This window comes from Aminobacter sp. MDW-2 (genome assembly GCF_014250155.1).
Taxonomy (GTDB): Bacteria; Pseudomonadota; Alphaproteobacteria; order Rhizobiales; family Rhizobiaceae; genus Aminobacter; species Aminobacter ciceronei.
The window spans coordinates 5111767-5131911 of the sequence record NZ_CP060197.1 but is presented as its reverse complement, the minus strand read 5'-3'; the positions used below and the strand labels follow the sequence as shown (position 1 = coordinate 5131911).

Annotated in this window: 24 protein-coding genes; 13 read left to right on the top strand and 11 right to left on the bottom strand. The window is 64.7% G+C overall.

Translation table 11 applies throughout. The features are described from left to right. The first annotated feature begins 12 nt into the window (after positions 1-12). From H5P29_RS25350 to H5P29_RS25320, 7 genes are all read left to right on the top strand, one after another. Positions 13-1200 (top strand): cell wall hydrolase, encoded by a 1188-nt coding sequence (locus H5P29_RS25350; protein ID WP_185910194.1) that lies wholly within the window; start codon positions 13-15, stop codon positions 1198-1200. 239 nt (positions 1201-1439) lie between these two features. Further along, positions 1440-1850: an AtpZ/AtpI family protein gene (locus H5P29_RS25345; protein ID WP_154386787.1), complete on the top strand. Its 411-nt coding sequence runs from the start codon at positions 1440-1442 to the stop codon at positions 1848-1850. A 39-nt stretch (positions 1851-1889) separates the two neighbouring features. Further along, on the top strand, positions 1890-2639 hold the full coding sequence (locus H5P29_RS25340; RefSeq protein ID WP_067964675.1) for a F0F1 ATP synthase subunit A: 750 nt from the start codon (positions 1890-1892) through the stop codon (positions 2637-2639). A gap of 64 nt (positions 2640-2703) precedes the next feature. Beyond that, complete coding sequence (locus H5P29_RS25335; RefSeq protein WP_067964673.1) at positions 2704-2928, top strand: F0F1 ATP synthase subunit C; 225 nt, start codon at positions 2704-2706, stop codon at positions 2926-2928. 61 nt (positions 2929-2989) lie between these two features. After that, on the top strand, positions 2990-3589 hold the full coding sequence (locus tag H5P29_RS25330) for a F0F1 ATP synthase subunit B (protein ID WP_067964671.1): 600 nt from the start codon (positions 2990-2992) through the stop codon (positions 3587-3589). Positions 3590-3599: 10 nt separating this feature from the next. Then, complete coding sequence (locus H5P29_RS25325; RefSeq protein WP_067964670.1) at positions 3600-4079, top strand: F0F1 ATP synthase subunit B; 480 nt, start codon at positions 3600-3602, stop codon at positions 4077-4079. Between the two features lie 166 nt (positions 4080-4245). Beyond that, a complete protein-coding gene (locus H5P29_RS25320) occupies positions 4246-4632 on the top strand; it encodes a DUF4180 domain-containing protein (protein ID WP_067964668.1) in 387 nt (128 codons plus the stop codon). Between the two features lie 22 nt (positions 4633-4654). On the opposite strand, the gene H5P29_RS25315 is transcribed toward H5P29_RS25320, so the two are convergent. After that, positions 4655-5305, bottom strand: a complete 651-nt coding sequence (locus tag H5P29_RS25315; RefSeq protein WP_067964666.1) for a ribonuclease HII — start codon at positions 5303-5305, stop codon at positions 4655-4657. A 145-nt stretch (positions 5306-5450) separates the two neighbouring features. Further along, the gene (locus H5P29_RS25310) at positions 5451-6605 is read right to left on the bottom strand and encodes a PA0069 family radical SAM protein (protein ID WP_067964664.1); all 1155 of its coding nucleotides are present in this window, start codon (positions 6603-6605) and stop codon (positions 5451-5453) included. Positions 6606-6752: 147 nt separating this feature from the next. Between H5P29_RS25310 and H5P29_RS25305 the strand changes: the two genes are divergently transcribed. Then, a complete protein-coding gene (locus H5P29_RS25305; protein ID WP_067966971.1) occupies positions 6753-7256 on the top strand; it encodes a glycosyltransferase in 504 nt (167 codons plus the stop codon). Positions 7257-7307: 51 nt separating this feature from the next. On the opposite strand, the gene moaB is transcribed toward H5P29_RS25305, so the two are convergent. From moaB to H5P29_RS25275, 6 genes are all read right to left on the bottom strand, one after another. Then, a complete protein-coding gene (gene moaB / locus H5P29_RS25300) occupies positions 7308-7859 on the bottom strand; it encodes a molybdenum cofactor biosynthesis protein B (RefSeq protein ID WP_067964662.1) in 552 nt (183 codons plus the stop codon). A 12-nt stretch (positions 7860-7871) separates the two neighbouring features. After that, on the bottom strand, positions 7872-8738 hold the full coding sequence (locus H5P29_RS25295; protein ID WP_067964660.1) for a 4-(cytidine 5'-diphospho)-2-C-methyl-D-erythritol kinase: 867 nt from the start codon (positions 8736-8738) through the stop codon (positions 7872-7874). 10 nt (positions 8739-8748) lie between these two features. Further along, positions 8749-8934, bottom strand: a complete 186-nt coding sequence (locus H5P29_RS25290; protein ID WP_067964658.1) for an NfeD family protein — start codon at positions 8932-8934, stop codon at positions 8749-8751. 76 nt (positions 8935-9010) lie between these two features. Further along, positions 9011-9874 carry a S49 family peptidase gene (locus H5P29_RS25285; RefSeq protein WP_182575241.1) on the bottom strand — a complete coding sequence of 288 codons (864 nt, stop codon included), beginning with the start codon at positions 9872-9874 and terminating at the stop codon, positions 9011-9013. Between the two features lie 86 nt (positions 9875-9960). Continuing rightward, positions 9961-10731 (bottom strand): tRNA1(Val) (adenine(37)-N6)-methyltransferase, encoded by a 771-nt coding sequence (locus tag H5P29_RS25280; protein WP_246670876.1) that lies wholly within the window; start codon positions 10729-10731, stop codon positions 9961-9963. Between the two features lie 26 nt (positions 10732-10757). Beyond that, positions 10758-10982: a DUF2007 domain-containing protein gene (locus H5P29_RS25275; RefSeq protein WP_067964652.1), complete on the bottom strand. Its 225-nt coding sequence runs from the start codon at positions 10980-10982 to the stop codon at positions 10758-10760. A gap of 150 nt (positions 10983-11132) precedes the next feature. Between H5P29_RS25275 and H5P29_RS25270 the strand changes: the two genes are divergently transcribed. From H5P29_RS25270 to H5P29_RS25260, 3 genes are all read left to right on the top strand, one after another. Then, positions 11133-12149 (top strand): polyprenyl synthetase family protein, encoded by a 1017-nt coding sequence (locus H5P29_RS25270; protein WP_154386784.1) that lies wholly within the window; start codon positions 11133-11135, stop codon positions 12147-12149. Positions 12150-12324: 175 nt separating this feature from the next. Beyond that, on the top strand, positions 12325-14328 hold the full coding sequence (locus H5P29_RS25265; RefSeq protein ID WP_067964648.1) for a tetratricopeptide repeat protein: 2004 nt from the start codon (positions 12325-12327) through the stop codon (positions 14326-14328). 92 nt (positions 14329-14420) lie between these two features. Next, positions 14421-15365, top strand: a complete 945-nt coding sequence (locus H5P29_RS25260) for a glycine--tRNA ligase subunit alpha (protein WP_067964646.1) — start codon at positions 14421-14423, stop codon at positions 15363-15365. Between the two features lie 45 nt (positions 15366-15410). On the opposite strand, the gene H5P29_RS25255 is transcribed toward H5P29_RS25260, so the two are convergent. Beyond that, positions 15411-15584: a hypothetical protein gene (locus H5P29_RS25255; protein ID WP_154386783.1), complete on the bottom strand. Its 174-nt coding sequence runs from the start codon at positions 15582-15584 to the stop codon at positions 15411-15413. 214 nt (positions 15585-15798) lie between these two features. On the opposite strand from H5P29_RS25255, the gene glyS reads away from it, so the two are divergent. Beyond that, positions 15799-18090 (top strand): glycine--tRNA ligase subunit beta, encoded by a 2292-nt coding sequence (gene glyS / locus H5P29_RS25250; protein WP_154386782.1) that lies wholly within the window; start codon positions 15799-15801, stop codon positions 18088-18090. A 30-nt stretch (positions 18091-18120) separates the two neighbouring features. Here the strand turns inward: glyS and H5P29_RS25245 are convergent, their stop codons facing one another. Beyond that, the gene (locus H5P29_RS25245; protein WP_067964642.1) at positions 18121-18504 is read right to left on the bottom strand and encodes a hypothetical protein; all 384 of its coding nucleotides are present in this window, start codon (positions 18502-18504) and stop codon (positions 18121-18123) included. Positions 18505-18578: 74 nt separating this feature from the next. Continuing rightward, on the bottom strand, positions 18579-18992 hold the full coding sequence (locus tag H5P29_RS25240; RefSeq protein WP_067964640.1) for a hypothetical protein: 414 nt from the start codon (positions 18990-18992) through the stop codon (positions 18579-18581). A gap of 201 nt (positions 18993-19193) precedes the next feature. On the opposite strand from H5P29_RS25240, the gene H5P29_RS25235 reads away from it, so the two are divergent. Further along, positions 19194-20132: an L-threonylcarbamoyladenylate synthase gene (locus tag H5P29_RS25235; RefSeq protein WP_154386821.1), complete on the top strand. Its 939-nt coding sequence runs from the start codon at positions 19194-19196 to the stop codon at positions 20130-20132. Positions 20133-20145 lie beyond the last annotated feature (13 nt).

The following is a 20145-nucleotide window of genomic DNA, read 5'->3' as shown; positions in this document are numbered from 1 at the left end:
TGGAGAGTTTCCGTGCATCGAGGTGTTGTGAAGCGGCGGTTTGCTGCTGCCCGCGAGGGAAGACGTTCGTTCCTGGCGCCGGCCGTCATCGGCCTGGGCATCTGGCTCGGCTTTCCCACCGTTGCCGCCTATCAGGACATTACTAGCCTCGTCTCCGGCCTTGAGAACAAGGACACGCGCTGGGGCGCTTATGTCGAGAAAGCTGCCGCCGGCTCGGTCCATGCCGCTGAAATGCCGTTCGTCGACGGCATCATCACCGGTCCGATCTCGGGCTCGGGCGTCAAGATCGCCGGTGTCGGCACCGTCGCGTTTCGCGGCAAGAAGTTCGGGTCGTCCGACCTGCCTGACGAGGACCGCATCGTCCGCGTCGACAAGAAGGCCCGCATCGTCAACATCTCAAGGGTCAGTCCGCCGAAGAACTTCACCGCCGGCTCGGTGTTCGAGCGCACCAGTTCGCTTCTGCGCCCCGCCCTCGACAGCGGCCTCAAGCTGACCTTCGCCAAGCCCGCGATCAAGGGCAAGGAAGTCCAGATCGCCGGCTCCTTCCACGTCAAGGAAACCGAAAAGCGCGCGACGCGCGGCGTGCCGGCCATGTTGGCCTCGCTGGTCAACAACGACAAGGCCGACATCCTGGCGACAGCTTACGCACCGGCCGCGCCCGACTATGCCAAGGCCTCGCCCTTCGAGGCACTGCTGCGCGACGACGACGAGGCCGGCGGCCGCTTCATCCCGCCGATGGGCAAGGGCGACCACTGGTGGCTGGCCAATCCGCTGCCGGCAGGCGTCTTCTCCAAGGCCGAGCAGGCCTGCCTCGCCAGCGGCATCTACTTCGAGGCGCGCGGCGAATCGGTGCGCGGCCAGGCAGCGGTCGCCCAGGTCATCCTCAACCGCGTCCGCAACCCGGCCTATCCCGGAACCATCTGCGGCGTCGTTTATCAGAATGACGGCTGGTTCAACCGCTGCCAGTTCTCGTTTGCCTGCGACGGCATCAAGGACCGCGTCACCAGTCCCTCGCACTACAAGACCGCGCAGGACGTCGCCATGGCGGTGACCGCCGGAAAGATCTTCATCCCGGAAGTCGGCTCCTCGACCCACTACTACGCCAACTACGTGAATCCCGGCTGGGCGCGCGGCATGAAGAAGATGACCAAGATCGGCCTGCATATCTTCTACCGCACCTATGGCGGCGGCTGGAGCTGATCGCTTCCGGCCGGGCTCATGGAGTCGGCCAGTCGCCGGATTGCACGCGGATTCGGCGGGCGATCACCGAGCGGAGCCACGGGCAGGATGTCGCACTTCGACAACTAGCTGATTTTCCTACATAAAATACTTAGTTAGATGGGCCTCCCCGTGGCTTGACGGGCAGGGGCCCTCTAACTATGTTGCCGGCGACTTTGAAGCGGACGAACGGATACGCTCGGACCGGGTGGGAGTTTGCAATGGCCAAGCCTTCGGGCCCAGGCGGAAATGGAAACTCCCGGCCTGAAAATCGAGCCGAGAACGATCACCGCGACGACGAACTCGAGCGCCGTCGGCAACAGCTTGAAGCAACGCTTGCGACAAGACGCCAGACTGCCCGCGAGGGGGAAAAGAGTACAAGGTCGAATGGTGTGACCGGCTACGGCCAGGCACTCAAGCTGTCCAGCGAGTTCATCGCCGGGATCGCGGTTGGTGTCGGTCTGGGGTGGATCATCGATCGGATGGCAGGCACGTCGCCATGGGGCTTGATCGTGTTTCTGCTGCTCGGCTTCGGCGCCGGTGTGCTCAATGTCCTGCGTTCGGCAGGAATGGTTACTGAGGCCGGTATCAGGTCGCCCGACAAGACGTCGGACGAACCGGAAAAGAAATAGCAGCGCCGCAAGGCGCAATTTAGGCGAAGGGGGGCCAGCGTGGCCAACGATCCAATTCATCAGTTTCAGATCTCGAAATTGATTCCGATCGAGATCGGCGGCCTCGACTTCTCCTTCACCAACTCGTCCGCCTTCATGGTTGCCACCGTGGTCGCCGCCAGCGCCTTCCTGTTCCTGACGACGTCGAGCCGCGGCCTGGTGCCGAGCCGCCTGCAGTCGGTTTCGGAGATGTCTTACGAATTTGTCGCCTCGATGCTACGAGACGCGGCGGGTCCCCAGGGCATGCGTTTCTTCCCGCTGGTGTTTTCGCTGTTCATGTTTGTGCTCGTCGCCAACCTGATCGGCCTGTTCCCTTACTTCTTCACCGTCACCAGCCATCTCATCGTCACCTTCGCGCTGGCGCTGCTGGTCATCGGTACGGTCATCGTCTACGGCTTCATGAAGCACGGTTTCGGCTTCCTGAAACTCTTCGTCCCGCACGGTGTGCCTGGCATCCTGGTGCCGCTGGTCGTCCTGATCGAAGTGATCTCGTTCCTGTCGCGTCCGATCAGCCTGTCGGTTCGTCTGTTCGCCAACATGCTGGCCGGCCACATCACGCTCAAGGTTTTCGCTGGTTTCGTCACTTCGCTCAGCGCATTCGGTGCTGTCGGCGTCGTCGGCTCGATCCTGCCGCTGTTCATGACGGTCGCGATCACCGGCCTGGAAGTCCTGGTCGCGTTCCTGCAGGCCTATGTGTTTGCGGTGCTGACCTGCATGTACCTCAACGACGCCCTGCACCCGGGCCACTAATTCGACGGCGGCTGCCGCCGTCTTGGATACCGCAACTAAATTTCGATCCACAAGGAGTTGGACAATGGAAGTTGAAGCAGCAAAGGCAATCGGCGCAGGCATCGCTTGTCTCGGCATGGGCGGCGCAGGCATCGGCCTGGGCACCATTTTCGGTAACTACCTGTCGGGTGCCCTGCGCAACCCGTCGGCAGCTGACGGCCAGTTCGGCCGCCTGATCTTCGGCTTCGCCGTTACCGAAGCTCTGGGCATCTTCTCGCTCCTCATCGCTCTGCTCCTGCTCTTCGCATAAGAGCCGCGCAAGCGAGTTGACCGGCCGCGTGTTGCGGCCGGTGGGATGACAGGGGATAGAGATGTTTGTCACGCCGGGTTACGCCGAGGAAGTCGCACCTGCGGCCGGGGAAGCTCATTCTACCGACGCCACCACTGCGCACACCGAAACGGGTGCGGAGCATGGCGGTGGTGGGTTGTTTCCGCCTTTCGATACGTCGAACTATCCGTCGCAGCTGCTCTGGCTCGCGATCACCTTCGGCCTGTTCTATCTCTTCCTGAAGAACGTCGTGCTGCCGCGTGTCGGCGGCATCCTCGAGGTGCGCCGCGATCGCATCGCCGGGGATCTCGACCAGGCTGCCCGGATGAAGTCCGAGGCGGATGCGGCGGTCGCCGCATACGAGCAGGAGCTTGCCGAGGCCAAGGCCAGGGCAAACGCCATCGGCCAGGAAGCACGCGACGAAGCCAAGGCGGAAGCCGAAGCCAAGCGCAAGGAAGTCGAAGCCGGGCTCGACCAGAAGCTGACCGCTGCGGAAGCACGCATCGCTACCATCAAGGCCAATGCCATGAAGGAAGTGGGCACCATCGCCGAGGACACCGCTGCCGCGATCGTCCAGGCACTGGGCGCAGGCAAGGTCGACAAGGCTGACATCGCCGCCGCCGTCAAGGCAGCGAGCAAGTAGGAGAGGGGCCATGGACGCAACATTCTGGGCCACAGTCGCTCTCGTCATCTTCGTCGGCGTCGTCCTGTACCTGAAGGTGCCGGGCATGCTTTCGAAGTCGCTCGACGAGCGCGCCGAACGCATCCGCGCCGAACTCGAAGACGCACGCAGGCTTCGTGAAGAAGCCCAGCAGCTGCTCGCCGAGTACCAGCGCAAGCGCAAGGAAGCCGAGAAGGAGGCCGCCGACATCGTCGATCTGGCCAAGCGCGAAGCCGGCCTTCTCGCCGAAGAAGCGCACAAGAAGACCGAAGAGTACGTTGCTCGCCGGACCGCACTTGCCGAGCTCAAGATTGGCCAGGCCGAACGCGACGCCGTCAACGAAGTTCGCGCCAACGCTGTCGACCTCGCGGTCGAGGCAGCTCGCCAGATCTTCGCCGGCAAGGCCGACGCCAAGACCAACGCCGACCTATTCAAGGGCTCGGTTCAGGAATTGAAGGCCAAGCTCAACTAAGTCGAGCCGCCAATTAAGTCAGGCAGCCGGGCAGATTTGAAAAAGCCGCTGGAATTTCCGGCGGCTTTTTTGTTTTCAGGACAGCCAGGGGCGACTGTCTTTCGTTTGGCAAGGAGCTGCTCCGGTGCGGCTTGCACCTTGCCGCGGCCGCTGCTAGCCGGGTCACATGATCCAGATCGTCGAAATCGGCAAATCCCGCGTGCTTCTTTTCAGCCGGAGCGGCTCGTTGCTGCGCGCGCCCAGCGACGCCAATGACTTCATCAGCGAGGCGTGGTCGAACGAGGCCGAAGTCCTCGCCATCCCCGTGGAAAGGCTTGCCCCGGATTTTCTCAAGCTCAGCACCGGCATTGCCGGCGAGGTGTTTCAGAAGTTTGTGAATTACGGCCTGGGCTGCGTGATCGTCGGCGACATCACGCAGGCGCTGGAAGAAAGTGGTGCGCTGCGTGACTTCGTGCGCGAGACCAACAAGGGCAAGTCGATCTGGTTCGTTGCGGATCTTGCCGAACTTGACGTCAGGCTCGGGACGTCGCCACTTCAGAGTGGGCAGGGTTAGGCGCCAGGCGTTTCTGCCGTGGTTAGTCCCTGAACGGGGCAAAGGAAATGCGGTGCAGCCGAAGCGATGCGCCGTGCTCGATGATCGCCGCCCTGTGGCGCGCGGTGGCGTAGCCCATATGGACTTCGAAACCGTAGCGGTTGTCGTTCGAGCCGCAGACAGACATCATGCGGTCGCGCGTCACCTTGGCGACGATCGAGGCGGCGGCGATGGATTGCGAGCGCTGGTCGCCCTTGACAAGGGCGCGGCAGGTGCAGGCGAGGCCGGGCGGCACGTCGCGGCCGTCGGCCAGCGCCGACTTCGCCGCCACCGGCAGGCCGGCAAGCGCCCGGCGCATCGCTTCCAGGCTCGCCTTGCGGATATCGCTGCGGTCGATGCTGTCGGCCGAAACCGACGCCACGGCGACGCCAAGGGCCTTGCACAGCACCTCGTCGAACAGCGCGTCGCGCTGGGCGGCTGTAAGGCGCTTGGAATCGTCCAACCCCGATGGAATGTTGCCGGGGTCGAGCACCACGGCGGCAGCGACAACCGGGCCGGCGAGGGGGCCGCGTCCGGCTTCGTCGAGGCCCGCGCATGGCCACAGGCCAGCCGATATCGCTTTCGTTTCGAAGGCGAAGTCGGGCTTGTCGATGAATTCGAAGAGGGGTGGAGAATCGGAGCGCGGGCGAGCCATGGTGCGGCGATGCTCGCATCGGCCCCGATCCTCCGCAAGACCTTCCCGGCCGATTAGGGCGGCGGCTCGGGAAGGCACCGTCAACTGGCCACGGGGAACGGCCGGACGGAATTTCTTTTCTGGGACGGTGGCGCCGCCAGAGTTTTCAAAGCAGCGTCAATTGCAGCTGATCCTTGGGGCCGGCTTCGAAAAGGTCGGTCCGGAGCGGGGTGCGCACCGAATTGAGGCCCAGGCGCTGTGCCGCGATCTCGAAGCGGCGGCCGATCTGCCAGGCATAGGGCCCCTTGCCCTTCATGCGCTTGCCCCATTCCGAATCGTAGTCCTTGCCGTCGCGCATCGAGCGGATCAACGACAGCACGTGGCGATAGCTGTCGGGATAATGGCGCAGCAGCCAGTCCTTGAAGATCGGGCTGACTTCCAGCGGCAGGCGCAGGATGACGTAGCCGGCGCTGGTGGCACCTGCGGCCTTGGCCGAATCGAGAATGCGCTCGATCTCCTGGTCGGTGAGGCCTGGGATGATCGGCGCGACCATCACCGAGACCGGAATGCCTGCATCGGAGAGCTGGCGGATAGCTTCGAGCCGCTTCGTCGGCGTCGCGGCCCGAGGCTCCATCGTGCGCGCCAGCATGCGGTCGAGCGTCGTCACCGACAGCGCCACCTTGGCCAGGCCTTTTTCGGCCATGCGGCTGAGGATATCGATGTCGCGTGTGACCATTGCCGACTTGGTGACGATGCCGACAGGATGGTTGCGCGCCTCCAGCACCTCGAGCACCTCGCGCATGATGCGCCAGTGCTTCTCGATCGGCTGATAGGGATCGGTGTTGGTGCCGATGGCGATGGTGCGCGGCTGGTAACCGTCCTTCGACAGTTCGCGGTCGAGCAGCCGCGCCGCATCCGGCTTGGCAAACAGCTTGGATTCGAAATCGAGCCCGGCCGACAGGCCCATATAGCTGTGGGTGGGGCGGGCGAAACAGTAGACGCAACCATGCTCGCAACCACGATAGGGATTGATCGAGCGGTCGAATGAGATGTCGGGCGACTCGTTGCGGGTGATGATGGTGCGCGGCTTCTCGACCTGGACCTCGGTCTTGAACGGCGGCAGCTCCTCGATTGTGCTCCAGCCGTCGTCGAAGACATGGCGGCTGACCGGTTCGTAGCGCCCCGACGGGTTGACGCCGGCACCGCGGCCGCGTCGGCGCTCATGGTTGATGCGCAGGCCGCTTTCCTCGATCATGGCATTGGCCATTCCGGCTCCGCCACCCTTGAAAGCGGCAATATCGGCCCGTGCGATGGGTTCCATTTCGCTATCTCCCCGAGGGAAAGAGGCCGCCCGTCGATTCGTTCGGCATGAAACTATTCCTATTTTGGAAAATAGAACAAAGCAAGAACTTTGTTCTCCGGGCCGCGAGGCTGGCGCTTCGGCCGGCTTTCCGATATGCGGCTGGATATGCTGAGCGTTCTGATCGAGACCAGGGACGACGAGGAGGGGCTGGCCCGCACGCTGGCGGCGCTGGTCGGCGGCGCCGTCGAGGGTGTCGTGCGCGAGGTGATCGTCTGTGACCTCGGCTCCACCGACCAGACCCATTATGTCGCCGAACATGCCGGCTGCGCCTATCTCGCCAAGGGCGGCATCCAGGCGGGCATCGCGCAGGCAAGGAGCGACTGGCTGCTGCTGCTCGAGCCGGGCGCGCGGCTGGCCGAAGGCTGGACCGAGGATGCTGTTCGCCACATGAGCCGGCTGACCATGGCGGCGCGCTTCACCCGGTCGCGGGCGAGCAACCGTCCGTTCTGGGAACGGGTGACGTCGCGGCCGCGCGCTCTGGAGCAGGGGCTGGTCATCACCAGGAAACAGGCAGCTGTTCTGGGTCGCAACGGGGCGGACGCCGAAGGCATCGCGCGCGGACTTGCCATGAAGACGCTGGATGCCGAAATCGTCGTCGCGCCGCGCTAGGGCAATTCCAGCAGCGACATTTCGCCGGAAATTGCGAAAGACGCCCTGGCTTCAGGCTGACTTGGTGCCGCCACGCCTGAGGTGCTCGTCGAGCCGCGGCATGATCTCGACGAAATTGCACGGCATGTGGCGGTAATCGAGCTGCGCCTTGAGAATGCCGTCCCAGGCGTCGCGGCACGCCCCTGGCGACCCCGGCAGCACGAAGACGAAGGTGGCGTTGAGCACGCCGCCGGTGGCACGCGACTGGATCGTCGACGTGCCGATCTTGTCGTAGGAAATGCGGTGGAATACCTCCGAGAAGCCGTCCATGCGCTTTTCGAAGATCGGCTCCAGCGCGTCCGGCGTGACGTCGCGGCCGGTGAAGCCGGTACCGCCGGTGGTGATGATCACGTCGATTTCGGCATCGAGCGACCAGGCGGTGACGCGGTCGCGAATCTTGTCCTTGTCGTCGGTGACGATGTCGCGCGCCTTGAGCACGTGCCCGGCTTCGGTGATGCGGTCGGCTAGCGTCTGGCCTGACTTGTCATCGGCCAGCGTGCGGGTGTCGGAGACGGTCAGCACCGCGATGCGGACGGGAACGAAGGGGCGGGGCTCGCTGGCCATTATGTTGGGCTCCTAGGTCCGGGTCGTTGTGGCGGCGCTGAACCAGCCGGGGCGCTCTGCGGAGATCGCCGTCGCCGCGTGCGCGGCGGCAGCGTTGCTGTCGAAGATGCCGAAACAGGTGGCACCCGATCCCGACATGCGGGCGAAGGCGGCACCCGAATTGTGAAGGGTGCTCAGCACCGCGACAATCGAGGGTTCGATCGACATTGCTGCAGGCTCGAGGTCGTTGCGGCTGGTTGTCAGCCAGTCAAGCACGGTATCGGCGCTGTCGAGCGGCGCGAGAGGGGGATTTTCACGTGAGGCCAGCGCCCGGAAGACGCTCGGTGTCGCCACCGCGATGCCGGGATTGACCAGCACCATCGGCAGCGAAGGAAAATGCCTGACCGGGGCGAGCTGCTCGCCGATGCCGCGGGCGATCAGCGGATGCCCTGCCAGGCACATCGGCAGGTCGGCGCCAAGCGGCAAGGCGAGGCGGGCAAGGGTTGCGGCATCGGCCGGCAGGCGCCAAAGGCGGCTCAGGGCGCGCAACGCGGCAGCCGCGTCGCTCGAACCGCCGCCGATGCCCGAGGCGACCGGCAGGTTCTTTTCGAGCGCTATGGCGACCGGCTGGGTGGTGTGATGGGGAAAGGCAGCGCGCAGCGCGTCCCGGGCCTTGAGCACGAGGTTGCCGCCATCGACCGGCACATCGGCGGCAAAGCGGCCGTTGACGACGAAACCGTCCTCTGTTGCCGCCGCAACGGTGATGCGGTCGCCAAGCTCGGCAAAGACGACAAGGCTTTCGAGCAGATGATAGCCGTCATCGCGCCGGCCGGTGACATGCAGCGCCAGATTGATCTTGGCCGGGGCGAGTTCGGCGAGCGGAACGTTGTTGAAGGTCACGGGCGGGGCATCAGTCTTTCTCGAGCCGGTACTCGCCGGTTTCGGGATCCTTGACCAGTGTCCCGTTGGCGCCGGTCTGGCGCTGCTTCTCGTTGCGCCGCACCTTGGCAGTCACCCGTTCGGCCTCCTTGATGAAGGAGCGGTAGCCGATATAGGCGACCACGCCGACAAGCGCGAAAAAGATGAGCTGCGGCATTTCATTCTCCTCCCTTCGGTGCCGTTTCCGGCCGGCCGGGGCTGTCCCCACATGATAATCCGCCGTTTCGGCTTTTTCAAAGGCCGAACCGGCTCCACAATGCGCGTTCTTCCGCCGCATCCACCAGGCCGGTGGCAACCGCACCGGCTGCTTCAGGCGTGAAGCCGAGGGATGAGCCGAGGCCGAGCCTGCGGCCGAACAGGCCGCGCGGTGCTGTGATCAGCTTAAGCTCGGCCTTGGGGCCATAGCGGTCCTTGAGCACGGTGCGCATGTCGCCGAGCGCGTCGACGAGGCCGAGTTCGAGGCCCTTCTTGCCCGACCAGAACAGGCCGGTAAACAGGTCCGGGTCGTCCTTGAGCTTGCCGCGGCGGCGCTCCTTGACCATCTCGATGAAGGTCTCGTGCACTTCGAGCTGCAGCTTCTTCAGCCGCTCGACGTCTTCGGCCTTTTCCGGCTGGAACGGATCGAGCGTCGCCTTGTTGGCGCCGGCGGTGTAGACGCGGCGCTCGACGCCGATCTTCTTGATCAGGTCGGTGAAGCCGAACGAGGCCGATACCACGCCGATCGAGCCGACGATGGAGGACGGGTCGGCGAAGATCTCGTCGCCGGCAATGGCGATCATGTAGCCGCCCGATGCGGCGACGTCCTCGACGAAGACCAGCACCTTCTTGTTCTTCTCGGCGGCAAGGTCGCGGATGCGCTTGAAGATCAGGCGCGACTGTACCGGCGAACCGCCCGGCGAATTGATCGAGATGGCCACGGCGGGCGCGCTGGAAATCGAGAAGGCCTTTTCGATCAGCCCGGCTGTGCTTGCCAGTGAAAGCGTCGGCCGGAACTGGCTGCCGCCCGACATGATCGCGCCTTGCAGCCTGATGACGGGGATGACGATCTCGCCGCCTCGCATAGATCTCGGCAGCAGGCGGCGGAACAGGTTCTTCACGTAATCTCTCCGGTCTCTGGTCATGCGGATGTATGTATTCCCGCGACAACCGCAATGCTTCGGCCCAGTTCTGGCGCCGAAAAGCTTCAATCGCCGAAAAGCGACGCGCGGCCGTTGCTTATGTCGTCGGCGCGTTGCGAGAAGCTGTCGCCGGGATCGCGCAGGACCAGCGGCGGGCAGAGCGTCAACGGCGCCCGCGAGGCGCGAACCGCCCGCACGATGATACGGATCGCGGCCGCGTCGGCGCGCGGATGCACCGGTACGATCTCGGCCTTGCCGAAGCGGCCCTCGAGGGCCGTAAGGATCGCTGCGAGCTGCTCCGGCCGGGCGATGATGGCGAGGCCGCCGCGCGGCTTGACCATGGCGGCAGCACTCCGGAGCCAGCTTTCGAACAGCCCGTCCTCCATGACATGCGCCTGCCGCTTCAGCGCGTCCGGTGTCGGCCGGTGATGTGCAGGATTGAAGGGCGGGTTCATGATGACGAAGTCGAGCGAGGCGTCGGCAAGGCCTGCCTCGGTGCGTGCCTTGCCGGAAAGGCCGACATCGGCGACGAGCACCGACGCGCGCTCGCGCAGCGAGGCGTTGCCGGGATAAGCGAGCGTCGCCTCGGCGAAGCGCGCCATATCCGTGGTGAGCTCGACAAGTTGTACCTTGGCCTGCCTGCAGCGCGACGCAACCGCAAGGCCGGCAGCACCCGCACCTGCGCCGAAATCGGCAAGCCGGCCGGCGAAAGTTCCCGGCACGGCGGCTGCCAGCATCAAGGCGTCCATGCCGGCGCGGTGGCCGCTGTCGCTGGGCTGCACCAGCCAGAAGTCGCCGCGATGGAATGCGTCCACCGTATGCGGTGGCAAGTCCAGATGTTTTGCGGGTGGCGGTTCGGCTGTCACTTCCGGCGAATTTCGTGCTCGATGCCGGCGTCGGTAAGAAGCTGCCGTGCTTCGTCGGCGTCGTCGGCATCGATCATGATCCGCCGCGGCAGGATGCCGATCGAACCGTCGAGCACGCTCATGTTCTCGTCGGCGGTGAAGCTGCCGATGCCGGCGTCGCGCAGCAGTGCCTCGACGAAGGAGATGATGACGGCGTCATTGGTGCGGATGAGTTCGATCATCTCAGGAAATTCGCAGTTTGGAGCGGCGAAGTAAACGCTGCCTGTTGCACCGCGCCAATTCGCCACTTGCGGGCACGGTGCATGCCGCCCTAGAATCGCCTAAGAGCTACGCGCGCGACCACGCGCCTGTGTAATTTGGGAGTGTTGGCCTTGGGTGTCGTTCTCAACATCGAGAAGGGAAAGCGGGACGCTGCGTCGATCAAGGACCTGATCGACCTGACGTCCGCCGACATGGGGCGGGTCAACGAGCTGATCCTGTCCAAGGCCGGCTCCGACGTCGAGATGATCCCCGAGGTGGCCAACCATCTGATCTCCTCCGGCGGCAAGCGCCTGCGCCCGATGCTGACGCTCGCTGCGGCGCAGATGTTCGGCTACGCCGGCGAAAACCACGTCAGGCTCGCGACCTCCGTCGAGTTCATGCACACGGCGACGCTGCTGCATGACGACGTCGTCGACGAAAGCGACCTGCGCCGCGGCAAGAAGACGGCGCGCACCATCTGGGGCAACCAGGCGAGCGTGCTCGTCGGCGACTTCCTGCTCGGCCAGGCCTTCCGCATGATGGTCGAGGTCGGTTCGCTGGAAGCGCTCGACATCCTGTCCTCCGCTGCCTCGATCATCGCCGAGGGCGAGGTGATGCAGCTGGCCGCCGCCAAGAACCTCGACACCACCGAGGACGAACATTTCGCCGTCATCAAGGCAAAGACCGCTGCCCTGTTCTCGGCCGCCGCCGAAGTCGGTCCGGTCATTGCCGGCGCGTCGAAGAACGACAAGGCAGCACTGCGCTCCTACGGCATGAATCTCGGCCTTGCCTTCCAGCTCATCGACGATGCGCTCGACTATGGCGGGTCGAGCAAGGACCTCGGCAAGAATGTCGGCGACGACTTCCGCGAGGGCAAGGTCACGCTGCCGGTGATCCTGAGCTATCGCCGCGGCACCACTGCCGAACGCGCCTTCTGGAAGAGCGCGATCGAGGAGGGCAAGACCGACGATGCGGCGCTGGAGAAGGCCGTTGGCCTGATGGTGCGCCACGGCGCCATCGCCGACACGATCGGCCGCGCCAGCCATTTCGGCGAGATCGCCCGCGATGCGCTGGCCCCGCTGGAGCAGACGCCGCAGAAGTCGGCCCTCATCGACGTCATCGATTTCTGCATCAGCCGCGTCGTTTGAGGCAGGATTCCACCTGCCGTTGGTTCAACATTGTGAATTCGTTGAGCCGCCTGTCGTATTGTGAAGCCGGTGCGGATTGAAGCGTGACCCCAAAAAGGCCATGCTTGGCGCCGACAAGCGGTTGCGACCCGGCCACCGGCTGGACGACCGTAGGACCTTGGTAGGAAGGATTTTCATGCGGCAGCGACGCGCGATCTGGCTGTTGGGCCTTGCGGCTCTGGCGGGCTTTACTGCCCTGACCCAGCCTGGATATGCCAAACAGCTCACCGAACCGGTCGAGATCAGTTCGTTTTCCGGCGCCTATCTCGCGGCCCGCACCGCCGAGGCCGACGACGACCTGGACAGCGCAATTGCTTATTACAAGCGCGCTTTGGCCTTCGATCCCGAAGATGCCGCCCTGCAGCAGAGCCTGATGCTGGCGCTGATCGCGCAAGGCCGCTTCGATGAATCGCTGCCTTATGCCGAGATGCTGAAGACAGTTCCCGACGTGGAGCGTTTCTCGCGCCTGGCGCTTGCCGTCGATACCTTCCGCAAGAAGGATTACGAGGGCGCGGAGAAGTGGCTCAAGCTGGCGCTCGAATCCGACCTCGACCGGTTGATCACAGGCGTCATGACCGCCTGGGCCAAGCAGGGCGAGGGCAAGGCCGGCGACGGGCTGCGGTTCCTCGACAAGCTCGAAGGCCCGGAATGGTACGAGCTGTTCAAGACCTACCACCGCGCTTTGATCGCCGAGACCGCCGGCCAGAAGGACAAGGCGGACGAGATCTATCGCGCCACCATCGACAATCTCGGCGCCGGCAGTGCGGCACCGGAGACCTGGATGCGCGCCGCCGAATCCTATGCCGGTTTCCTTGCCCGCACCGGCAAGAAGACCGAGGCGCTGGCCATCCTCGACCGCGCCGACGAGTTTGCCCCCGGCAAACTGCCGATCGCTTCCTTGCGCGAAAAAATCACCAAGGGCGAGAAGATCGGCCCACTGGTCGCCAATCCGCAGGATGGTGCTGCCGAAATCCTGCTCAACCTGTCGACGGCGCTGAACCGTGGCGGCGGCGAACCCTTCGTCCGGCTCTATCTGCAATATGCGCTTGCGCTGAAGCCGGAGAGCGACGAGCTTCTGGTGCAGCTCGCAGCCATTGCCGAGCAGCAGCAGAATGGCGAAGAGGCGATCGCGCTTTACCGCCGCGTGCCCGCAGCCTCGCCGCTCAAGCGGCTGTCGGAATTGCAGCTCGGCCTCAACCTCGCCGATCTCAAGCGCCACGACGAGGCGATCAAGCATCTCAAGGCACTGGTCGACGCCAACCCCGACGACATGCGCGGCTATCTCGCGCTTGGCGGGGTCTATGCCTCGACCGACAATTACCGCGCCTCAGCCGATGTCTACGACAAGGCAGTCAGCGTGCTGAAGACGCCAACCAACACCAACTGGAACGTCTTCTACCAGCGCGGCATCGCCTATGAGCGGCTGAAGGAATGGCCCAAGGCAGAGCCGAATTTCCGTGAAGCGCTGAAGCTGTTCCCCAACCAGCCGCAGGTTCTGAACTATCTCGGCTATTCCTGGGTCGACATGAACATGAATCTCGAGGAAGGCCTCGGGATGATCAAGCAGGCCGCCGACCTGCGCCCGAGCGACGGCTACATCATCGATTCGCTGGGCTGGGCCTACTACCGCCTCGGCAAGTTCGAGGACGCGGTCCGCGAGCTCGAGCGCGCGGTGTCACTGAAGCCGGACGATCCGGTGCTCAACGACCATCTCGGCGACGCCTACTGGCGTGTCGGGCGCAAGCTCGAGGCGACCTTCCAGTGGAGCCATGCCCGCGACATGAAGCCGGAGCCGAAGATCCTGGCCGATGTCGAGCAGAAGCTCGCCAAGGGCCTGCCGGACCTGCCGGAGAAGCCGACGGCGCTGGAAGCCCCTGCCAAGCCGATCTCGGTCAAGCCGGCAGCCCCTGCCCAGGACAGCCAGAAGAAGAGCGAACTGGAAACGCCTGCAGTCGAACCGGCCGCCCAGGTGATCCCAGCCGCCTACAAGGTGCAGCGTGGGCAATCGCTGTGGTCGATCGCCAATGACGTGCTCGGCAATGGTGACCGCTATCGCGAGATTCTCGATCTCAACCCGCAGCTGCGCGGCGATCCCGCGCGCTTGGCACCGGGCCAGGAACTCCAGCTGCCGGGCAAGTGAGCCGCACGCTGCTTGACCCGTATCTTCGGGCAGAATAGGACGGGGCCTCTCTGGCCCCGTTTTGCTGGGGCTCCAATGAACGAGCTTTGTCCGTGACCGACACCATGCCCGCCCACATGCACCCCAGCCGCTCGTTCCAGGGCCTGATCCTGACGCTGCACAATTACTGGGCCGAACACGGTTGCATCATCCTGCAGCCCTACGACATGGAAGTGGGCGCGGGCACGTTCCACCCGGCAACGACGTTGCGTGCGCTTGGACCCAAGCGCTGGAACGCAGCCTATGTGCAGCCTTCGCGCCGCCCCAAGGACGGCCGCTACGGCGAGAACCCGAACCGGCTGCAGCACTATTACCAGTACCAGGTCATCCTGAAGCCGAACCCGTCCAACCTTCAGGAGCTCTACCTCGGCTCGCTCAAGGCGATCGGCATCGATCCGCTTATCCATGACATCCGCTTCGTCGAGGACGACTGGGAAAGCCCGACGCTGGGCGCCTGGGGCCTCGGCTGGGAATGCTGGTGCGACGGCATGGAAGTGTCGCAGTTCACCTATTTCCAGCAGGTCTGCGGCATCGAATGCGCGCCCGTCGCCGGCGAGTTGACCTATGGTCTCGAACGCCTGGCGATGTATGTGCAGGGCGTCGACAATGTCTACGACCTCAACTTCAACGGCCTCGAAGGCGACGACAAGGTCACCTATGGCGACGTCTTCCTGCAGGCCGAGCAGGAATATTCCAGGCACAATTTCGAGCATGCCAACACCGCGATGCTGCTCAAGCATTTCGAGGATGCCGAAGCCGAATGCAGGTCGCTTCTCGCTGCCGGCGCGCCGGCCGATGGCGGCAATCTGGCCCAGCATAGGATGGTCTTCCCGGCCTATGACCAGTGCATCAAGGCGAGCCACGTCTTCAACCTGCTCGACGCGCGCGGCGTGATCTCGGTTACCGAACGCCAGAGCTACATCCTGCGCGTCCGCAACCTGTCCAAGGCCTGCGGCGAGGCTTTCCTGCTGACCGAAGCCGGCGGTTTGGCTGCTTGACGGTCTTACCTTCCCCTTGTCGGGGAGGTCGCCGTGAAGTGGCCATCAGGCAGCAGCGAGTTCCAGCCCCTCCGGAAGGCGGGGTTGCAGCGTTTCGCCATTGATCGTCTGCAACGCCTTGCGCACGCCGGGCATCCGGAATTCGGCCGGGGCCGCCACATGCATGGCGAGCAGGGCGCTGAGGCTGAAGATCTGGAGCAGGGCAGAGGCGGTTTTCATTGTCGTTCGGCCAATAGGTGTCTGTCTGAGCGTGGGTCGCTCCAGCGCAGCATCCGGTTCATGGAAATCTTCATCCCTAGGACGATTGTCCCGGCGACGGTCCGACAGCTCGACGGAATTTTGCCGATCGCGTTCGGGCCGATCGCGTTCGGGAAGTGACAGCGGGCGGCTGAGTTGCTATGCCGCGCGGACCATTTCCGCGTGAGCCCGTCCGATGCCCGATCTGCTTTTAGAGTTGCGTTCCGAAGAAATCCCCGCGCGCATGCAGCGCAAGGCGGCGGGTGACCTCAGGAAGATGCTGACCGACGGTCTTGTCGAGGCGGGTCTGACCTATGAGGCGGCACGCGAATACTGGACGCCGCGCCGTCTGACGCTCGACATCAGGGGGCTGACGGCCCGCTCCAAGGACATCCATGAAGACCGCAAGGGCCCGAGCACCAAGGCGCCGGAAGCGGCGATTCAGGGTTTTCTGCGCAGCGCCGGCCTGAGCTCGATATCCCAGGCGCATGTCCACAGCGATCCCAAGAAGGGCGATTTCTATGTAGCCCATATTTCCAAGCCCGGCCGCTCGGCGGAGGAGATCATCGCCGAGCTGGTGCCGGCGATCGTCAAGACCTTCCCCTGGCCCAAATCGATGCGCTGGGGCCCGGCCTCGGCCAAGCCGGGCAGCCTGCGCTGGGTGCGCCCGCTCCAGTCGATCGTCTGCACCTTCGGCCCCGAGACCGAGGAGCCGGTGGTCGTCGACTTCGAGGTTGACGGCATCCGTTCCGGCAACGTCACCTTTGGTCATCGATTCCATGCGCCCGAGGCAATCACCGTGCGCCGCTTCGACGACTACGCCGCCAAGCTCGAGGCCGCCAAGGTCGTCATCGACGCCGAGCGCCGCAAGGAGATGATCTCCGCCGATGCGCGCAACCTCGCCTTTGCCAATGGCCTCGAACTCGTCGAGGACGAAGGGCTGCTCGAAGAGGTTTCCGGCCTCGTCGAATGGCCTGTTGTGCTGATGGGCACCTTCGAGGACACGTTCCTCGAGATCCCGGCCGAAGTCATCCGGCTGACCATCCGCGCCAACCAGAAGTGCTTCGTCACGCGGCCGCAGGGCAGCGAGGACGCGCTTTCCAACCACTTCATCCTGACCTCGAACATCGAGGCCAAGGATGGCGGCAAGGAGATCGCGCATGGCAACGGCAAGGTGGTGCGCGCCCGCCTTTCGGACGCGCTCTATTTCTGGAAGACGGACCAGGGCGACCTGCCCGATCTCGATACGCTGAAGCAGTCGGCCGAAGCCTTCGGCCTCGATATCCACAAGCCGCTCGACCAGCGCATGGCCCGCCTTGACCATCTTGGCGTGACCTTTCATGCCAAGCTCGGCACCCAAGGGCAGCGCGTCCAGCGCATCCGCGGGCTCGCCCGTGAGATCGCGCCGCTTGTCGGTGCCGAGCCGAAGCTGGCCGACCGCGCCGCAGTGCTCGCCAAAGCAGACCTTCAGACCGAGGTCGTCGGCGAGTTCCCCGAACTGCAAGGCGCCATGGGCCGCAAATATGCGCTGCTGCAGGGCGAAAGCCCGTCGGTGGCAGCGGCGATCGAGGAGCACTACAAGCCGCAGGGTCCCTCCGACCGCGTGCCCGCCGACCCGGTTTCGGTTTCGGTGGCGCTGGCCGACAAGCTCGACACGCTCGTCGGCTTCTGGACCATCGACGAAAAGCCGACGGGGTCGAAGGACCCCTATGCGCTTCGTCGTGCCGCACTCGGCATCGTCAGGATCATCCTGTCGGCGCGCGGCAAGCTGCCGCTGCAGGCATTGTTCGATGCGGCGCTGCGTCAGCTCGATGAGAGCTCCATCGCCAAGAAGCTCGCCGCGTTCGAGGCAAAGCAGGACGCGATCGACAGCGGCGATGTCGATGGCGAGCAGGATGTCGACAATGCGCTGGCTGCCTATGAGGCGGAGCTGCGCAGGGAAACGATCGGCCGTGCCGCGCCGCTCAAGGCCGACCTGATCGCCTTCTTCCATGACCGTCTCAAGGTCTATCTGCGCGAGCTTGGCGCCCGCCACGATCTTATCGACGCCGTCATCACGCCGGAGGCCGACGACCTGTTGACCATCACCCGGCGTGTCGAAGCGCTGGGTCACTTCGTCGACAGCGAGGATGGCAAGAACCTGCTCGCCGGCACTAAGCGCGCCGCCAACATCCTGGCCGCCGAAGAGAAGAAGGGGACCGCGGTTGCCGACGCCGTCGACCCGGCTCTCTTCCGCGAAGAGGCGGAAAAGGCGTTGTTCGCGCCGATGAATCAGGCTGTCAGCGAAGCTGCCCAGGCGATTCGGAACGAAGACTTTTCCGGCGCCATGCGCGCCCTCAGCGTGTTGCGTGAACCCGTCGATTCATTCTTCGAGAAAGTTCTCGTCAACGACGACGACGTTGCCGTGCGTGCCAACCGCCTGGCGCTGCTCGCGCGCATCCGTGCGGCGACCGACCAGGTCGCCGATTTCTCCAAGATCGCGGGATAGGCTGGGGCGGCGCAAAGCCGCCCTTTCCATTCAGTCGAGCAGGCGAACCTTGACGCTCTGGCGATAGACCTGGACCTCGATCAGCGGCTCGCCGTGAAGGATGGCGCTGCGCGTCGAGTTGCTCATCGCGCCAGGCTTGTTCAACAGCTGCTCGAAGCGCGCACGCTTGGCATTGCTGGTGAACCAGTCGTCGAGGTCGTCTTCCTCGTCGGTCTGGATGTGCCGATGCACATTGGCGCGGTCCTGCCGCACGACCTGGGCGGCGCTGTCGAGCGCGTAGCCGTCGCTGGCCTGATGGTCCTTCTCGGAGATCCGCGCGACATAGGTGCCGAGCAGCTGATCGGCCTGTGCCACGCCTGTGCCGGAAAGCAGCATGGCCAGGAGCCCCGCTGCGATGCTGCGACCTGCCTTCATGGATCAACCCCTTGCCCAGATTGCCGATATGTTGCCGCGACGGTGCACAACGACGGCGTGACGGTCAAGCCGGCCTATTCGGTTTTGACATGGGCTGGCGCTGGGTCGATCGGGGTCCCGTCGGGCGCAACAGGCAAGGGCGACTGGTCGCCGGTCGCGGCCTGCTGGGCGGGCACGGCTTCCGCGGCAACGGGCGCGCCAGCCGACGTATCAGGCGACGCTGAACCAACCTCGCCGCCGCGGATGACCATCAGCTCAGGCCCCATCTTATGGTTGGTGCTTGTCGGTTCGGCTTCGATCGCCGCGACCTTGCCGGCGTCGACCTGGGCAGCGCCGAGCGCGACGATCGACCTGCTGGCCGATTTCGGGGCGTCGACGCTGACCGATGACGGGCTGGCCGCACTGGCTTCGACGATGACGATCGAAGATGCGTGAGCCGTACCGGACGCGGCGATGCCGGCAACAAGAAACGCAGCACAAAGGCGCATTTGACCCTCGGAGTTGAACCAACTTCAAGGCGCAATATAACAGCTGGGCGGTTGCAGCCCGATTTCGAAGTTGCGGTGCATTTTAGGCAATGCCGGAAATCTTGGCGGTGGCGCACTTGTCGCATGGGGCGGCGCGGAGTAGGGACCGGGCATGCAACAGGAAGCTGAGACGTGGCGGAACTGATCGCAGCCGACAAGGCGATGGACGCGGCACTGGCGCTGCTCGGCGCCGGCGAGGTGGTGGCCATACCAACCGAGACCGTCTATGGCCTGGCAGGTGACGCGACCAATGGCGAGGCCGTCGCCCGCATCTTCGAGGCCAAGGGCCGGCCGCGCTTCAACCCCTTGATCGCCCACGTTGCCGACATGGCCATGGCCGAGCGCATCGGCGTGTTCGACCCGCTGTCGCGCAAGCTCGCCGAAAAGTTCTGGCCAGGCCCGCTGACCCTCGTCGTGCCCCTTCGCCCCGGTTCGGGCATTCATCCACTGGTGACAGCTGGGCTCGACACCATTGCGCTGCGCATGCCCAAGGGGTTCGGCGGCACGTTGATATCACGGCTCGGCCGGCCGCTGGCGGCCCCCAGCGCCAACAGCTCGGGCAAGATCAGCTCGACCAGCGGCGAGGCGGTGGCCAGCGATCTCGGGGCGCGTATCCCGCTCGTCGTCGACGGTGGTTCGACGCCGGTCGGGCTGGAATCGACGATCGTCAAGGTCGAGGACGGCCGCGTGCGGCTGCTGCGCCCCGGCGGCGTTCCGGCAGGTGACATCGAAGAGGTGGCCGGTGCGCCGCTGCTGCGCGGCGTGACCGCCGGCATCGAAGCGCCCGGCATGCTTGCCTCGCACTACGCGCCGGGTGCTGCGATGCGGCTCAATGCCGACGCTGTCGCGGCAGGCGAGGCGCTGCTGGGTTTTGGCCCGCGCCGTGCCGATGGCTGGCAACAGGCCCGCGCCTTCCTCAATCTGTCCGAGACAGGCGACCTGCGCGAAGCGGCGACAAATCTCTTTGCGCATCTCCAGGCGCTCGACCGCAGCGGCGCCGAGCTGATCGCCGTCGAGCCGATACCGTTCGACGAACTCGGCGAGGCGATCAACGACAGGCTGGCGCGCGCCGCTGCCCCTCGTGACAATTCTCACGTCTGAACTTAGCTTCCGT

Excerpts from the sequence above, each read along its gene's own strand:
- glyS (WP_154386782.1), top strand. The coding sequence starts at position 15,799 with ATGCCCGATCTGCTTTTAGAGTTGCGTTCCGAAGAAATCCCCGCGCGC.
- H5P29_RS25315 (WP_067964666.1), bottom strand. The coding sequence starts at position 5,305 with ATGGCTCGCCCGCGCTCCGATTCTCCACCCCTCTTCGAATTCATCGAC.
- moaB (WP_067964662.1), bottom strand. The coding sequence starts at position 7,859 with ATGGCCAGCGAGCCCCGCCCCTTCGTTCCCGTCCGCATCGCGGTGCTG.
- H5P29_RS25275 (WP_067964652.1), bottom strand. The coding sequence starts at position 10,982 with ATGATCGAACTCATCCGCACCAATGACGCCGTCATCATCTCCTTCGTC.
- H5P29_RS25290 (WP_067964658.1), bottom strand. The coding sequence starts at position 8,934 with ATGCCGCAGCTCATCTTTTTCGCGCTTGTCGGCGTGGTCGCCTATATC.
- H5P29_RS25240 (WP_067964640.1), bottom strand. The coding sequence starts at position 18,992 with ATGCGCCTTTGTGCTGCGTTTCTTGTTGCCGGCATCGCCGCGTCCGGT.
- H5P29_RS25310 (WP_067964664.1), bottom strand. The coding sequence starts at position 6,605 with ATGGAACCCATCGCACGGGCCGATATTGCCGCTTTCAAGGGTGGCGGA.
- H5P29_RS25255 (WP_154386783.1), bottom strand. The coding sequence starts at position 15,584 with ATGAAAACCGCCTCTGCCCTGCTCCAGATCTTCAGCCTCAGCGCCCTG.
- H5P29_RS25335 (WP_067964673.1), top strand. The coding sequence starts at position 2,704 with ATGGAAGTTGAAGCAGCAAAGGCAATCGGCGCAGGCATCGCTTGTCTC.
- H5P29_RS25320 (WP_067964668.1), top strand. The coding sequence starts at position 4,246 with ATGATCCAGATCGTCGAAATCGGCAAATCCCGCGTGCTTCTTTTCAGC.
- H5P29_RS25305 (WP_067966971.1), top strand. The coding sequence starts at position 6,753 with ATGCTGAGCGTTCTGATCGAGACCAGGGACGACGAGGAGGGGCTGGCC.
- H5P29_RS25265 (WP_067964648.1), top strand. The coding sequence starts at position 12,325 with ATGCGGCAGCGACGCGCGATCTGGCTGTTGGGCCTTGCGGCTCTGGCG.
- H5P29_RS25245 (WP_067964642.1), bottom strand. The coding sequence starts at position 18,504 with ATGAAGGCAGGTCGCAGCATCGCAGCGGGGCTCCTGGCCATGCTGCTT.
- H5P29_RS25235 (WP_154386821.1), top strand. The coding sequence starts at position 19,194 with ATGGACGCGGCACTGGCGCTGCTCGGCGCCGGCGAGGTGGTGGCCATA.
- H5P29_RS25330 (WP_067964671.1), top strand. The coding sequence starts at position 2,990 with ATGTTTGTCACGCCGGGTTACGCCGAGGAAGTCGCACCTGCGGCCGGG.
- H5P29_RS25325 (WP_067964670.1), top strand. The coding sequence starts at position 3,600 with ATGGACGCAACATTCTGGGCCACAGTCGCTCTCGTCATCTTCGTCGGC.
- H5P29_RS25345 (WP_154386787.1), top strand. The coding sequence starts at position 1,440 with ATGGCCAAGCCTTCGGGCCCAGGCGGAAATGGAAACTCCCGGCCTGAA.